General features: G+C 72.4%; 12 protein-coding genes. 4 read left to right on the top strand and 8 right to left on the bottom strand.

Going from position 1 to position 13,107, the window contains the following annotated elements:
- Positions 1-589: 589 nt before the first annotated feature.
- On the top strand, positions 590-1,777 hold the full coding sequence (locus tag ACWZEH_RS33240) for a S1 family peptidase (RefSeq protein ID WP_456194766.1): 1,188 nt from the start codon (positions 590-592) through the stop codon (positions 1,775-1,777).
- A gap of 290 nt (positions 1,778-2,067) precedes the next feature.
- Here ACWZEH_RS33240 and ACWZEH_RS33235 read toward each other — a convergent pair whose 3' ends face one another.
- On the bottom strand, positions 2,068-2,664 hold the full coding sequence (locus tag ACWZEH_RS33235; protein ID WP_456194765.1) for a snapalysin family zinc-dependent metalloprotease: 597 nt from the start codon (positions 2,662-2,664) through the stop codon (positions 2,068-2,070).
- Between the two features lie 273 nt (positions 2,665-2,937).
- Between ACWZEH_RS33235 and mgrA the strand changes: the two genes are divergently transcribed.
- The gene (gene mgrA, locus ACWZEH_RS33230) at positions 2,938-3,981 is read left to right on the top strand and encodes an L-glyceraldehyde 3-phosphate reductase (RefSeq protein WP_456194764.1); all 1,044 of its coding nucleotides are present in this window, start codon (positions 2,938-2,940) and stop codon (positions 3,979-3,981) included.
- A 91-nt stretch (positions 3,982-4,072) separates the two neighbouring features.
- Positions 4,073-4,555: an MSMEG_6728 family protein gene (locus tag ACWZEH_RS33225; RefSeq protein ID WP_456194763.1), complete on the top strand. Its 483-nt coding sequence runs from the start codon at positions 4,073-4,075 to the stop codon at positions 4,553-4,555.
- A 114-nt stretch (positions 4,556-4,669) separates the two neighbouring features.
- On the opposite strand, the gene ACWZEH_RS33220 is transcribed toward ACWZEH_RS33225, so the two are convergent.
- The 6 genes from ACWZEH_RS33220 to ACWZEH_RS33195 form a co-directional block, all read right to left on the bottom strand.
- Positions 4,670-5,956, bottom strand: a complete 1,287-nt coding sequence (locus tag ACWZEH_RS33220; RefSeq protein ID WP_456194762.1) for an ABC transporter substrate-binding protein — start codon at positions 5,954-5,956, stop codon at positions 4,670-4,672.
- On the bottom strand, positions 5,953-7,095 hold the full coding sequence (locus tag ACWZEH_RS33215; RefSeq protein WP_456194761.1) for a branched-chain amino acid ABC transporter permease: 1,143 nt from the start codon (positions 7,093-7,095) through the stop codon (positions 5,953-5,955). Before ACWZEH_RS33215 ends, ACWZEH_RS33220 begins: the two co-directional genes overlap by 4 nt.
- On the bottom strand, positions 7,088-7,984 hold the full coding sequence (locus ACWZEH_RS33210; protein WP_456194760.1) for a branched-chain amino acid ABC transporter permease: 897 nt from the start codon (positions 7,982-7,984) through the stop codon (positions 7,088-7,090). Before ACWZEH_RS33210 ends, ACWZEH_RS33215 begins: the two co-directional genes overlap by 8 nt.
- Positions 7,981-8,784, bottom strand: coding sequence for an ABC transporter ATP-binding protein (locus ACWZEH_RS33205; RefSeq protein ID WP_456194759.1), 804 nt, complete (start codon positions 8,782-8,784; stop codon positions 7,981-7,983). The genes ACWZEH_RS33210 and ACWZEH_RS33205 overlap by 4 nt, the downstream gene beginning before the upstream one ends.
- The gene (locus ACWZEH_RS33200) at positions 8,781-9,593 is read right to left on the bottom strand and encodes an ABC transporter ATP-binding protein (protein ID WP_456194758.1); all 813 of its coding nucleotides are present in this window, start codon (positions 9,591-9,593) and stop codon (positions 8,781-8,783) included. Before ACWZEH_RS33200 ends, ACWZEH_RS33205 begins: the two co-directional genes overlap by 4 nt.
- A gap of 167 nt (positions 9,594-9,760) precedes the next feature.
- A complete protein-coding gene (locus tag ACWZEH_RS33195; protein WP_456194757.1) occupies positions 9,761-10,513 on the bottom strand; it encodes a TioE family transcriptional regulator in 753 nt (250 codons plus the stop codon).
- A 58-nt stretch (positions 10,514-10,571) separates the two neighbouring features.
- Between ACWZEH_RS33195 and ACWZEH_RS33190 the strand changes: the two genes are divergently transcribed.
- Positions 10,572-11,777: an erythromycin esterase family protein gene (locus tag ACWZEH_RS33190; protein ID WP_456194756.1), complete on the top strand. Its 1,206-nt coding sequence runs from the start codon at positions 10,572-10,574 to the stop codon at positions 11,775-11,777.
- A gap of 24 nt (positions 11,778-11,801) precedes the next feature.
- Here ACWZEH_RS33190 and ACWZEH_RS33185 read toward each other — a convergent pair whose 3' ends face one another.
- Complete coding sequence (locus ACWZEH_RS33185) at positions 11,802-13,061, bottom strand: PucR family transcriptional regulator (RefSeq protein ID WP_456194755.1); 1,260 nt, start codon at positions 13,059-13,061, stop codon at positions 11,802-11,804.
- Between the last annotated feature and the right edge of the window lie 46 nt (positions 13,062-13,107).

Raw genomic sequence — 13,107 nt, 5'->3', positions numbered from 1 at the left:
TGGCGGCATGGGCGGCCAACCTGCTCCGGCGTTCCGGGCCCGAGGAGGCGTGTCGTCTGCGAGCTGTCCCGGCAGGCCTCGGTTCTCGCACGGGAGGCCGGGCATCCCTTGTCGGACGTGGTCCAGCGGGATGTGGAGGGAGGACCTGCTCGTCGTGCTCGCCGACCCGAAGACGGCGTCCGGTGGGCGACGGGACGGCTGGCGAGCGCGCTCGCCCCGTCCTCCTGTTTCCCCTCCGGTTTCCTCTCCGGCACTTTCCTGCCCCGGTCACGGCCACAGCAACGACCACCGCGGCCCGCCCGGCGCAAGGGCAAAACGGGCGGCGCCGCGGCCGGTCCCACCCGCACATGCTGCCCCCGGCACACCGGCCGCCCGGCAACGGCTGACCGGAGGCAACCGGCACCGTACGTCCCATGGCACCCAACAGCACCCTCGGCGAGCGGGCGGCCGGTGAACGAAGCACCGGGTTCCGTCATTGGCATGGACCTGATAGTCCGGGCCCGCTAGGCTCTGCTCGACTCGAATGAGAGCGCTCTCAGATTGCGTTTGTTCCACCCCCACCTTGCTGGAACGACGAAGGGCACCGTCCATGAGACGCACCAGACTCACGCATGCCTGCGTGGCCGCACTCTTCATGATCGGCAGCTGGACCGCGGTCGGCACCCTGCCCGCCTCGGCGAGCGACACCCCCGGTTCCGACTCCCCCGCCACCTCCGCCACGTCGGCGAAGTCCGCACCCGCCTCCACTGCCCTGCTGCAAGCCATGCAGCGGGACTTCGGCCTCTCCCCCGCCGAGGCCGAGGCCCGGCTCGCCGCCGAACAGCGGGCCACCGAACTCGAGCCCAAGGCCCGCGAGACCGCCGGACCGGCGTACGGCGGCGCCTGGTTCGACGCGAAGAGCGAGAAGCTGACCGTCGCCGTCACCCCCGACGCCGACGCCGCCACCGTCCGCAGCCTCCGGTCCTCCGGTGCGGCCGTCCGTACCGTCGAGCACAGCGCCCGGCGGCTCGACGCGGCCGTGTCACACCTGGACCGCCTCGACGCGCCGTCGGGCGTGAGCAGTTGGTCCGTGGACCCGGCCGCCAACACGGTGGTCGTGAACGTCGTCAAGGGCGAGCGGACCGACAACGATGTCCGGCGGTTCCTCTCCGAGGCCCGCGAGGCGGGACCGGTCACCGTGCGCACCGTGCGGGCGGCCGCCGAGACCTTCGCCGCGGGAACGGTGGGCGGCGATCCCTACTACACGGGCAACGTCCGTTGTTCCATCGGCTTCTCGGTCCACGGCGGTTTCGTGACCGCCGGGCACTGCGGCGGCGTGGGCGGCCAGGTGCGGGGCTGGGACGGCTCGTACATCGGCAACTTCCAGGGCTCCTCGTTCCCGGGCAACGACTACGCGTGGGTCAACGTGGGCAGCGGCTGGTGGACGGTTCCGGTCGTACTCGGCTGGGGCACGGTCTCCGACCAGCTGGTACGGGGCTCGAACGAGGCTCCGGTCGGCGCCTCGATCTGCCGCTCGGGATCCACGACCCGCTGGCACTGCGGCACGCTGCTGGCCAAGAACGAGACCGTCAACTACAGCCAGGGCGCGGTGCATCAGATGACGAAGACGAGCGTCTGCGCCGAAGGCGGCGACTCGGGCGGCTCGTTCATCAGCGGTGACCAGGCGCAGGGTGTCACCTCCGGTGGCTGGGGCAACTGCTCCTCCGGCGGCCAGACCTGGTTCCAGCCGGTCAACGAGATCCTGAGCCGCTACGGTCTGACCCTGCACACGGCGTGACCCGGCCCAACGGCCCGAGCGGCCCCCGAGGCACGTAGCGCCAACGGCACAGGCCCCGCCCCCGGACGAGCCTTCGGGGGCGGGGCCTGCGGTGGAGCGCTGGGCAGGCCTTGCACCTGCATTTCCCCGCAGGAAGCGGGGCGTCTTTCCTTGGACCACCAACGCACGGAAGGACTCCGGGAGTTCCGGCGCCTTGACCTGCGTCAACCATAGCCGCATTCACCTCGGTAGTCACATCGGACAGGTGAGCAGCGTGCGGGGTGGTCCGGTGCGCACGGCGGGACTGCCGGTCAGTCCCTGATCAGCACGGCTCGAGGTACCGGCCCCGTCGCCCCTGTCTGCTCCGTCCGTTCCGGTGCACCGGAGAGGGCACCCGCGAAGTTGTCCTCGACCTCCGCCTTCTCCGCCGCGTTCGGGTGACGATTGGCGCACGCGGTTCCCGCGCTGGAGCCGGACATCAGGCTGGAGCAGGGTCCTGGCTTACGGTCCGGCAGACCCAGGATGTGACCGAGCTCGTGGGCCGAGATGCGGATCGTGTCGTAGCCCTGGTTCACGGCCTGGCGCCCGATGTAGACCGTGCCGTTGCCCAGGGTGGTGGGCAGGGCGCGCGGCCAGCCGTTGTCCGCCAGGACCCGGATGTTGGCGCGCTGCCCGGACGCGGCCGGGCGGAGTTCCACGGCGTCGACGCTCTCGTTCCAGATCGCCGCGCCCCGGTCGACGGCGGACCTGAACTCCGCGGAGCCGCTCGCGTCATAGGTGAGCAGGCGGGCGGCCGACGCCGGCTCGGGCGCGCCGGACGGGGCGGCCACGGCCTGGCCGCCCCACAGCAGGGGAGAGGAAAGCACCAGAACCGCGGCCAGGCTTCCGGTCAGCGTACGGATGTGCATGGTCGACCTCCTTGTGGGGGCAGGTTAGTCGTGCTCATGACATTCACTGCCTCCCTGCCCGCCCGGCGAGGGCGGCAATCCGTCAATCGGCCCTCGCCGGTCCCGCACGCCGGTCCCTGCTCCCCACCGAACCCGTACCTGCCCTTCGGTCCAGAAGCGGCATCGCTGAATTCCATGAAAAGGACAGGTTGGACTTCCGGATCGTGCGGAGGCAATGTGGGCAGGGTTCCCCAGCCCCTGGAACACCCCTGAATCGCACCCGGAGACCACCCGATGAACCACGTGATCAATCCCGAGCGCTACAACGGCACCATGCGCTACCGGCGCACCGGGCATTCAGGGCTCGACCTCCCCCTGCTGTCCCTGGGCTACTGGCACAACTTCGGTGACGACCGGGCCTTCGGGACCCAGCGTGAGATCGCGCTGCGCGCCTTCGACCTCGGCATCACCCACCACGACCTCGCGAACAACTACGGACCGCCCTACGGTGCCGCGGAGGTCAACTTCGGCCGGCTGATGAAGCAGGACCTCGCCCCCTACCGGGACGAGCTGGTGATCTCCACCAAGGCCGGCTGGGACATGTGGCCGGGGCCCTATGGTCAGGGCGGCGGATCACGCAAGTACATGCTCGCCTCGCTGGACCAGTCGCTGGAGCGGATGGGCCTGGACCACGTGGACATCTTCTACTCCCACCGGCTCGACGCCACCACTCCCCTCGAGGAGACCATGGGCGCGCTGGACACCGCGGTCCGCCAGGGCAAGGCGCTCTACGTCGGCATCTCCTCCTACGACGCCGAGCGCACCCGTGAGGCGGTCGCCATCCTCCGGGACCTCGGGACTCCGCTGCTGATCCACCAGCCCTCGTACAGCATGCTGAACCGCTGGATCGAGACCGAGGGGCTGCTGGACGTGGCCCAGGAGGAGGGCTTCGGGATCATCGGGTTCACGGCGTTGGCCCAGGGGCTGCTGACCGGGCGCTATCTGGACGGTGTGCCGCAGGATTCCCGGGCGACGCAGGGCAAGTCGTTCGACGCCGCGTGGCTGACGGACGACATGCTGCACCGTCTGCGCGCCCTCGACGACATCGCGGCCCGCCGTGGGCAGACGCTGGCGCAGATGGCGCTGGCCTGGGCCCTGCGGGACCGGCGCGTCACCTCGCTGGTCATCGGCGCGTCCCGCACCGAGCAGCTGGAGCAGAACGTCGCCGCGCTGGACAACCTCGACTTCAGCGGCGAGGAGCTGGCCGAGATCGACAAGTACGCCATCGACGGCGGCGTCGACCTGTGGCGCGAGGCCCGTCTCGGCAACCTGGGCTGAGCCGCGGGGTGTGCACCGCGGCGGAAGGGGAACTGCGACGGGGTGGGCCGCGTTCCGCGGCCACGGTGGCCCCAGCCCCCGGGACGGCCTGATGCAGACATTCCTGCCCTATCCAGGCTTCCACCGGTCGGCGTCGGTGCTCGACCGGCGCCGGCTCGGCAAGCAACGAGTGGAGGCCCTCCAGGTCCTGCGCGGCCTGATCGTGCCCGGCTACGGGTGGCGCCGGCACCCGGCGGTTCGCATGTGGACCGGCTACGAGGAGGCGCTGGTGCGCTATGGCCTGGAGATCTGCCGGGTCTGGCGCGACCGGGGGCACCAGGACAGCTGCGCCGCCACGCTCGTCGCCGATCTGGCCACCCTCCGGCCCGGCGCACCGGTGCGCGGTCAGGGGGAACTGGCCGAGGCGGGTGAACTGCCACCCTGGCTCGGGGACGACGCCCTGCACCGCAGCCACCGTTCGGCCCTGGTGCGCAAGGACCCGGCCTTCTACACGGAGTGCTTCCCCGGGGAGCCGGACGACCTGCCGTACGTCTGGCCGGCCTCGGACCGTTCTCCCCGGGTCCTCCCCGGCTGAGGCCACCGTTCCGCCACCCTCGCACCGCCCGTTCCCCGCCCCGCCCGAGCACACGCCCGCCCCGGCGTTCCCCTCCTCGGGGTCCGCCGGGGCGGGCCGGACGGCGCGATGCGCCTACCGCCCGGACAGGTACTCCTCGACGCCCGGTGCGGTGTGCGCGTCCTCGGCGTTCACCACGGCACCCGTCGCCTTCGCGTCGGGCTTGAGGACGTACGTCTCGACGCTCGCCGGGCGGTCGACGTCGGAGAAGTTCTGTGCGGTGCCGAGGCCGGTGTCGGCGTTCTTCTGCGAGCGGTGCGCCTTGACGACGTCCTCGCGGCTGAGGCCCCCGGCGTCGCAGGCCGCCTTCAGATTGGCCCCCATGAGCTGTGCGGCGTTGTAGCCGGACAGCACGCCGGAGTCGACCGGCGAGTCCGGGTACTTCTTCTTGTACGAGGTCACCATGCGCTGGACCATCGGCAGTTCGGAGCTGACCGCGGGTGCGGCGCTCACCACGTGCAGCATGGCGGCCAGGGCCGGCGCGGCCGGGGTCTCCATGAGCTGGGGCGCGTAGCCCGGTGCGCTGCTGACGACGGGGACGCTCAGACCGCGGGAGGCGGCGACGCCGACGAGAGAAGCCGTCTGGGCGGGTCCGGCACTGATCAGGACGGCCTTGACGCCCTCCTTGCGCAGGGCGGAGACCTGTGCGGACAGGTCGGTGTCCGTGGCCTGGATCTTCTGCCCGGCGATCTTCAGCCCGGCCTGCTTCGCCGCCCAGGTGGAGCCTTCCAGCGCGTTGGCGCCGTAGTCGCCCTCGAAGTAGACGTGGCCGATGGTGTCGCCCTTCTTCACTCCCTTGGTGCGGGTGAGGAAGTCGACCGCGGCGATCATGTCGATGTCGTAGGTGGTGCCGAGGACCTGAATGGCGTCCTTCCCGAGCAGGGAGGCGGCCCAGGCCTGCGGGAAGGTGAGCACCTTGTCGCGTTCGACGTCGTCGAGCAGGGCTGCGACGACGGGCGAGCCGATGACCTGGGGCAGGGCGACTACGTCCGGCGCGATGTCGGCGTAGGCGGTGACCGCCTTCTGCACGTCGTAGCCGTGGTCCTTGACGACGATCTCGATCTTGCGGTCGCAGATGCCGCCGTCGGCGTTGGTCTCGTCGGCCCACATCTGCTGGGCCTGCACGATGCTCTTGCCGAGCGTGGCGTACGGGCCGGTGAGGTCGGTGAGGGCGCCCAGCCGGATGGTGTCGGCGCTGACGCCGGGGCCGGTGCGGACGCCGTCGGCGGATTCGCCGCCCCCGTTGCCGTCGTCCGCCTTGGAGCTGCACCCGGTGGCCACGAGCAGCAGGACGAGGGCTCCGGCGAGGGCGGCGCCGCTGGTGCGGCGCCGGGTGCGGGGCCGGTGATGCGTGGTGTTCACGGGGTGTGCTCCTTGGGTCGTGCGGCTGCGGCCGGTTGCGGTGGTGTCTGGACTGGGTCGGTGGCGGGGGCTCGGGGGCGTCGGCGCCGTACGCGGTCGCGGGCCCGGCGGGCCAGTCCGTGCAGGCCGTCGGGCGCGTACAGCAGGACGAGGACGATCGCGGCGCCGTAGAGGTAGCGGGCAGCCTCGGTGGGGCCGATGGAGCCGTCGCCCGAGCCGGGGGCTGCCACCAGGGGGAGCTGGTCGGCGTAGCGGGTCATGAGCAGCGGGAGCGCGGTGACGAAGACGGCGCCGGCGGTGGCTCCGGCGGCGGAGCCGAGCCCGCCGATGACGATCATGGCGAGGTAGTCGACGGAGAGGACCAGGGAGAAGTAGTCCGGAACGACCCGGCGGAAGGAGAGGGCGAGGAGAACGCCCGCGAGCCCTGCGTACATGGACGACACCACGAAGGCCGCCGAGCGGTGGCGGGCGACGTCGACGCCCATCACGGCGGCCGCGGTCTCGCTGTCGCGCAGGGCGGCAAGCGCCCGGCCGGGGCGTCCGCGCAGCAGGCCGCGGGCGGTGAACCAGGTGACCGCGAACAGCGCCAGACCCAGGAACCACAGCCGCTCCTCCGCGCCGAACGGCACGCCGAGCACGGTGAGTTCGGGGCCGTCGGCGCCGAAGGTGAAGCCGCCGAGGTTGAGCGGGGGGACGGAACGGCCGTTGAATCCGCCGGTGATGCCGTCGGCGGTCAGCAGCACGTGGTGGCCGAGGAAGACCAGGGCGAGGGTGGCGATGCCCAGGTAGATGCCGCGCACCCGGGCGGCGACGGGGCTGAACAGCCCGCCCGCCGCGCCGGCCAGCAGTACCGCGAGGAGGGCGGCGAGGGCGGTCGGCAGCCCCGGGCCGGGCTCGCCCGCGAGCCAGGTGTAGCCGTAGGCGCCGACGGCGAGGAAGAAGGCGTGGCCGAGAGAGAGCTGTCCGGCGGTGCCGGTCAGCAGGGCGAGTCCGATGGCGCCGATGGCGGCCGCCATGGAGAACAGACCGATGCGCAGCCAGAAGGCGTCCAGGTAGAACGGCGGGAGGCACAGGACGACGGCGAGGAGCACGATCCGTGCCCCGCGGCCGGTCAGGGCTGTGGGAATGCGGTCAGACACGGGCTGCTCCCTTCGCGCCGAACAGCCCGGTGGGCCGTACCAGGAGCACCAGCAGCATCACCGCGTACGGGGCGACGTCGCCGAAGCCCTCGCCGAGGACGTGCAGGTCCGACTGGTAGCCGACGACCAGTGCCTCGGTCAGGCCGATGAGCAGGCTGCCCGCGAGGGCTCCGGTCGGGGAGGCGAGGCCTCCGAGGATCGCCGCGGGGAAGGCGTTGAGCGCGATCAGGCCGGTGCTGCGTTCCAGGCCGGGTGCCGGGAAGGCGGCGAGGAACACGGCGGCGAGTGCGGCGAGCGCGCCCGCGAGACACCAGGCGATCGCGCGGACCCGGCCGAGTCGTACGCCCATGAGGGACGCGGCCTCGATGTCCTCGGCCGCCGCCCGCAGGGACAGCCCCCAGGAGGTGAACCGGAAGAGCGCGAACACGCCGCCGATGACCACGGCGGACACCACGATCGCCGCGAGCCGGCTGTCGGCGACGGTCACCGGGCCGAGCTCGGTCACGGCGTCACCCCAGGGGTCGCCGAGGGACAGCAGGTCGCCGCCGATGCGCCGGGCCAGATCGGTCAGCAGGACTATGTCGATGCCGATGGTGACGATGGTCTGCACATGGGCGGAGTGCGCGTCCTGTCCGCCGCGTTGCAGCAGGAACCGGTCGAGGGCGCCCGCGAGGGCGGCGGTGGTGAGGACCGCCAGTGCCAGCGCGCCGGCGAAGCCGAGGTCGTCGTGGAGGACGGCGGTCAGGTAGCCGCCGAACAGGAGCAGGGAGCCGTGGGCGAAGTTGAGGACGCCGGACGCCTTGAAGATGACGACGAAGCCGAGGGCGACCAGCGCGTAGACCGCGCCGAGGGCGATGCCGCCGAGGATGTTGTCCAGGAATACGGTCATGCCGCGTCCTCCCCCTGGGTGTCGGTACCGAGGTAGGCGCGCAGCACCTCGGGGTCACGGCGGACCTCGTCGGGGGTGCCGTGGGCGATGGACCGGCCGAAGTCGAGCACGGTGACGTCGTCGGCGAGGCGCATGACCAGTCCCATGTCGTGTTCCACGAGGACGACGGACAGGCCGAGTTCGGCCCGCAGTTCACCGACGACCTCGGCGGTGCGGGCGCGTTCGGTGGCGTTCATCCCGGCCACCGGTTCGTCGAGCAAGAGCACGCGTGGCTCCAGACAGAGGGCGCGGGCGAGTTCCACGCGTTTGCGGTCGCCGTACGACAGGAGGGCGACGGGGCTTTCGAAGTGGGCTCCGAGGCCGGTCAGTTCGGCGATCTCGCGGGCCCGTGCGAGGTGTTCGCGCTGTTCGCGCACGGCGCCCGGCAGACGCAGGGCGGTGGCGGCGAAGCCGGCGCGGGTCAGGGCGTGGCGGCCGAGCATCAGGTTGTCGGCGACCGTGCCGTGGGTGGTGACGATGTTCTGGAAGGTGCGGGCCACGCCGAGCGCGGCGATGCGGTGCGGAGCGAGCCGGGTCAGTTCGGTGCCGCCGAGGGTCACCGTGCCGGCGGCCGGGCGGCACAGGCCGGACAGCACGTTGAAGCAGGTCGACTTGCCGGCGCCGTTGGGTCCGATGATCGCGTGCACCGTGCCGGGTGCGACGGTGAGGGAGACGGTGTCGAGGGCGGTGAGTCCGGCGAAGCGCACGGTGACGTCCCGTACGTCGAGCACGGGCGGCGCGGTGGTGGTGCGGTCGTTCACGCCGCCCCCCGGCCCTTGGCCACCCCGTCGTCGGCCGTCCGGTCCTCGGCCGCCTCGCCCAGGTAGAGGCGGCGTACGGCGTCGGTGCGGGAGAGTTCCTCGGCGGGGCCGGACAGGCGGGTCTCGCCGACCTCGAGGACGTGGGCGTGGTCGGCGAGGGAGAGGGCCATACCCGCGTTCTGTTCGACCAGGAGCACGGCGGTGCCCTGCGTGTTGATCTCGCGGATCACCTCGGCGATCCGGTGCACCATCTGCGGTGCGAGGCCGAGGGACGGCTCGTCGAGGAGCAGCAGGCGGGGAGCGGCCATCAGTGCGCGGCCGATGGCGAGCATCTGCTGCTCGCCCCCGGACAACAGTCCCGCGGCCTGGTGGGTGCGTTCGGCGAGCCGGGGGAAGAGCGTGAACACGCGCTCCCGTGCCTCGTGGACCTGGGCCCGGCCCCGGCGGCCGAGTCCGAGTCCGCCGCTGCGCAGGTTCTCGTCGACCGTGAGCCCGGCGAACACCCGCCGTCCCTCCGGGACCTGGACGACTCCGGCGCGTACCGCCCTCACGGGGTCCTTGCCGTCGAGCACGGTGTCGCCGTAGCGGACGCGGCCGGCCGTGATGGCGCCGCGGTGCAGGCGCAGGGTGCCGGACACTGCCCGCAGCAGGGTCGTCTTGCCCGCGCCGTTGGCGCCCAGCAGGGTGACGACGCCGCCGTGCGGCACGGTGAGGGACACGGAGCGGAGGGCGGACAGGGCGCGCCCGTACGTCACGTCGACGTTCTCGACGTGCAGCGCGGGCCGGTCGTCCGGTGGTGCTTCGGGCATCACGGCTCCTCGGGGCCGTACCGCACGGCGGCGACGGCTTCGACGGGAAGGGGAGCCCACGACAGCACGGGCGCGGGCGGGCGGAACAGACTTCCGGCCCCGCTCGCTGCGCCGTCCCAACGGAGGCGCGCGGGGGTTGTGCGGCTGCCCAGGGACGGATCCGGGTCTCAGCCGCGGGCGCGCAGGTACGCGTCCAGTTCGGCGGCTCCGGTCAGCATCGTCCGCCCGCGGGCGGACAGCCGGGCGTGCCAGTCCTGGAGAGTGGCTTCCAGGGGCTCGAGACCTCCGGCGGACCGCACCTGGGCGATGAGCGGGGCGATCTGCTCCAGCAGGTAGCCGCCCCGCCGGAGCTGGTGGACGAGGCGGGCGTCCCGTACGTCGGCCTCGTCGTAGACGCGGTAACCGGTCAGCGGGTCGCGGCGCGGACTCACCAGTTTGGCGCGCTCCCACTTGCGCAGCGTCGCGGGCCGGAGGCCGAGCCGGCGCGCGAGCGGCCCGATGAACGTGCCGTCGGAGCCGGGCGCTGTGCGGGACTCCGTGTCCGGCACCGGGCCGGGCCGCTCCGTGCCGGACGCCAGGTCGCCGAGAGCTCGCTCCACGGCGCGGAGTGTGCGGCGGTCCTCGAGCAGTTGGGCGTGGCTCTCGTCGACGAGCCGCAGCGCCTCGTCGACCGCGTCCTGGTTGACGGCACGCATGATCGCCGTCGCCGTCGCGTGGCCGTGGCCCGGTACCAGGGCGCGGAACGCGGCCAGGGCGCGTGCGTGCAGCGGGGTGTAGGTGCGGTAGCCGTGGGGAGTGCGGTCGGCGGGCGGGAGGATGCCGGCCTCCTCATAGTTCCTGACGGCCTGGGTGGACAGACCGTGCCCGCGTGCCAGGTCGACCGGTCGAAGTCGTCCCCCGCTTTGAAGGTTTCGCCCCATGGTGCCGACGGTATCGCGCAAAAGTTTTCACCGGAAGTTCAACGATAGCGTTGACGGCATGACTACTCGCATCAAGGACGCCGTCCGTACCGTGGACGCCGAGAGCGTCATGGAACTGCTTCCCGGCCGGCCGCGCGTGCTCGCGCTCGGGGAGCCCACGCACGGCGAGGACGCTCTGCTGGACCTGCGCAACGAACTGTTCCGGCAGCTGGTCGAGCAGGAGGGCTACCGGACGATCGCGATCGAGAGCGACTGCCTCATGGGCCTGGTCGTGGACGACTACGTCACCTCGGGCACGGGCTCCCTCGACGAGGTGACGGAACGCGGATTCAGCCATGGGTTCGGCGCGTCCGCGGCCAACCGCGAACTCGTGCGCTGGATGCGGGAGTACAACGACGGCCGGCCCGCTTCCGAGCGGCTCCGTTTCGCCGGTTTCGACGGCCCGCTGGAGATCACCGGTGCCGCGAGCCCCCGGCAGGCCCTCACCGCACTCCACGACTGCCTCGCGGCCCGGGTGGACGCGGACCTGCTCCCCTGCACCGCAAAAGCACTGGACCGTCTGCTCGGCGCCGACGACCGGTGGACCCATCCCGCCGTCATGACGGACCCGGCCCGGTCCGTGGGGCGGTCGGCACAGGCCGGGGAACTGCTGCTGCTCGCCGAGGACCTGGTGGCGCTGCTCGACGCCCAGACGCCGCATCTGATCGCGGCGACCTCGCGGGACGACTGGTACCGGGCACGCCTGTACGGGCGCACCGCCACCGGCCTGCTGCGCTACCACTACTGGCTGGCCGGCACCTCACCCGGCCGCATGACACGGCTGCTGGGCCAGCGGGGCCGGATGATGGCCGACAACCTCCTCGCCCTCGCCGAACGGGACCCGGTCCTGGTCTTCGCCCACAACAGCCATCTCCAGCGGGACAGGAGCACGATGCGCATGTGGGACCAGCCGCTGCTGAAGTGGTGGAGCGCCGGCGCGCTCGTGAGCGCCCGTCTGGGCGAGAAGTACGCCTTCCTGGCCACAGCCCTCGGCACGATCCGCCACCGGGGGGTGGACACTCCTCCGGCGGACACCGTCGAAGGACTTCTGTACGCGCTCCCGGAGGACCGCTGCCTCGTCGACGGCACCCGGTTGGCCCGTCTCCCCGGCGACCGGCAGCCCGTCCCCAGAACGTCCCCCTGGTTCGGCTACGCGCCGCTCGACCCGGCCCACCCGGAGAGGGCCGAGGGGATCGTGTTCGTCAAGGACGTCCCGGAGCGCTAGTCGTACGACCCCTTGGCGCTCGGGTCAGCGCGGAAGGAGCCTGCGGGCGGTCAGGGCGAGGGTGACCTCGACCAGGTCGAAGGGGCGGGAAAGGGAACGTCCGGTCAACTGCTCGTAGCGGCGCAGGCGGTTGAGGACCGTGTTGCGGTGGCAGTACAGCCGTCTGCTCGCCCGCTGGGCGGACCCGTCGCAGGCCAGCCAGGTGGCCAGGGTGTCCAGCAGGACCTCCGCGTCGGCGGGCTCCAGCCGTGCCAGCGGACCGAAGAGCCGGTCGGCCAGGGCGGCGCCGAGGTCGGGAGAGGACACCACCAGGGCCGCCGGCAGGTGTTCCGTCAGCCGGACCGTGCCGCCGGTCTCCGGGCACAGGCTCAGCGCGGTGTCCGCCAGCCTGCGTGCCTCGCCCACCGCGGCGAGCCCTTCGACGGCGCTGCTGACACCCACCCGTACGCCCGGCGGCTGTGCGTCCTCCACCACCGGCTCCGCGTCGTCCTGGACCAGGACGATGCCGTGGTCGGCGTCCACGCCGGTGTGCCAGTGCACGCGCACACCGGGAGCGAGCGCCGCCTGGGCACGGGGACAGGCGGCGAACCGGCCGCCGCCGACCGCGACGACCACGTACCGGCCGTGCTCCGGCAGGTCCAGTGCCAGCGCGGCCTCGGGCAGGTCGGCGATCCGGCTGGTCCCGTCGAGCAGCGCCGCCGCCAGCAGCCGCACCCTGTTCTCCCGCCGCCAGGACAGCTGACGCTCGGTCTGCCGGTAGGCGTCCGCCACGACGGTGCAGTGCTCGTCGACGAAGTTCCACACGTCGGACGCCACGTGCACCAGCAGCCGTACGTCCTCGGGAGCCGTCCGGGAGGTCTCGTCGACCAGGCTCTGCCACACCAGGGAGCCGCCCAGCCGGAAGGCGTGCAGCAGCGCGTCCAGCGGCAGCCCCTGTTCGGCGCGGGTGGCGCCGATCTTCCAGGAGCAGTGGCGGGCCGCGTCCCGGACACCGCGCGGGTCGAGCAGCGCGGAGACGCTGTGCCGCAGCGAGCGGTGCACCTCCTGCCAGATCTCGGTGGCGTCGTTCTCGATCGCCGACCGGTAGGCGGGCTCCTGGTCCTGGAGGAGGGCGACCAGCTGGTCGGAGAGCCGGGGCAGGTCGTCGAGCAGCACCCGGGCGGCCCGGTGCAGCACGCCCAGTGCGTCGGCGTCGATCAGTGAACGCACACGTGGTGCCCGCGCCCGCGGTGCGGGCGCGGGACCGGGGCGCGGCAGGCTTCGTGGCCGTACGGCGTGTTGCATCGCGCATCTCCCCCAGGGTCGGCTTTCCCGGTGGCGCCCGCGGTGC

It is taken from the genome of Streptomyces yamdrokensis (genome assembly GCF_053890455.1).
This window is presented reverse-complemented; position numbering and strand designations above follow the sequence as displayed.

Coding starts and splice junctions, on each gene's coding strand:
- ACWZEH_RS33240 (WP_456194766.1), top strand. CDS start 590: ATGAGACGCACCAGACTCACGCATGCCTGCGTGGCCGCACTCTTCATG.
- ACWZEH_RS33235 (WP_456194765.1), bottom strand. CDS start 2,664: ATGCACATCCGTACGCTGACCGGAAGCCTGGCCGCGGTTCTGGTGCTT.
- mgrA (WP_456194764.1), top strand. CDS start 2,938: ATGAACCACGTGATCAATCCCGAGCGCTACAACGGCACCATGCGCTAC.
- ACWZEH_RS33225 (WP_456194763.1), top strand. CDS start 4,073: ATGCAGACATTCCTGCCCTATCCAGGCTTCCACCGGTCGGCGTCGGTG.
- ACWZEH_RS33210 (WP_456194760.1), bottom strand. CDS start 7,984: ATGACCGTATTCCTGGACAACATCCTCGGCGGCATCGCCCTCGGCGCG.
- ACWZEH_RS33200 (WP_456194758.1), bottom strand. CDS start 9,593: ATGCCCGAAGCACCACCGGACGACCGGCCCGCGCTGCACGTCGAGAAC.
- ACWZEH_RS33195 (WP_456194757.1), bottom strand. CDS start 10,513: ATGGGGCGAAACCTTCAAAGCGGGGGACGACTTCGACCGGTCGACCTG.
- ACWZEH_RS33190 (WP_456194756.1), top strand. CDS start 10,572: ATGACTACTCGCATCAAGGACGCCGTCCGTACCGTGGACGCCGAGAGC.
- ACWZEH_RS33185 (WP_456194755.1), bottom strand. CDS start 13,061: ATGCAACACGCCGTACGGCCACGAAGCCTGCCGCGCCCCGGTCCCGCG.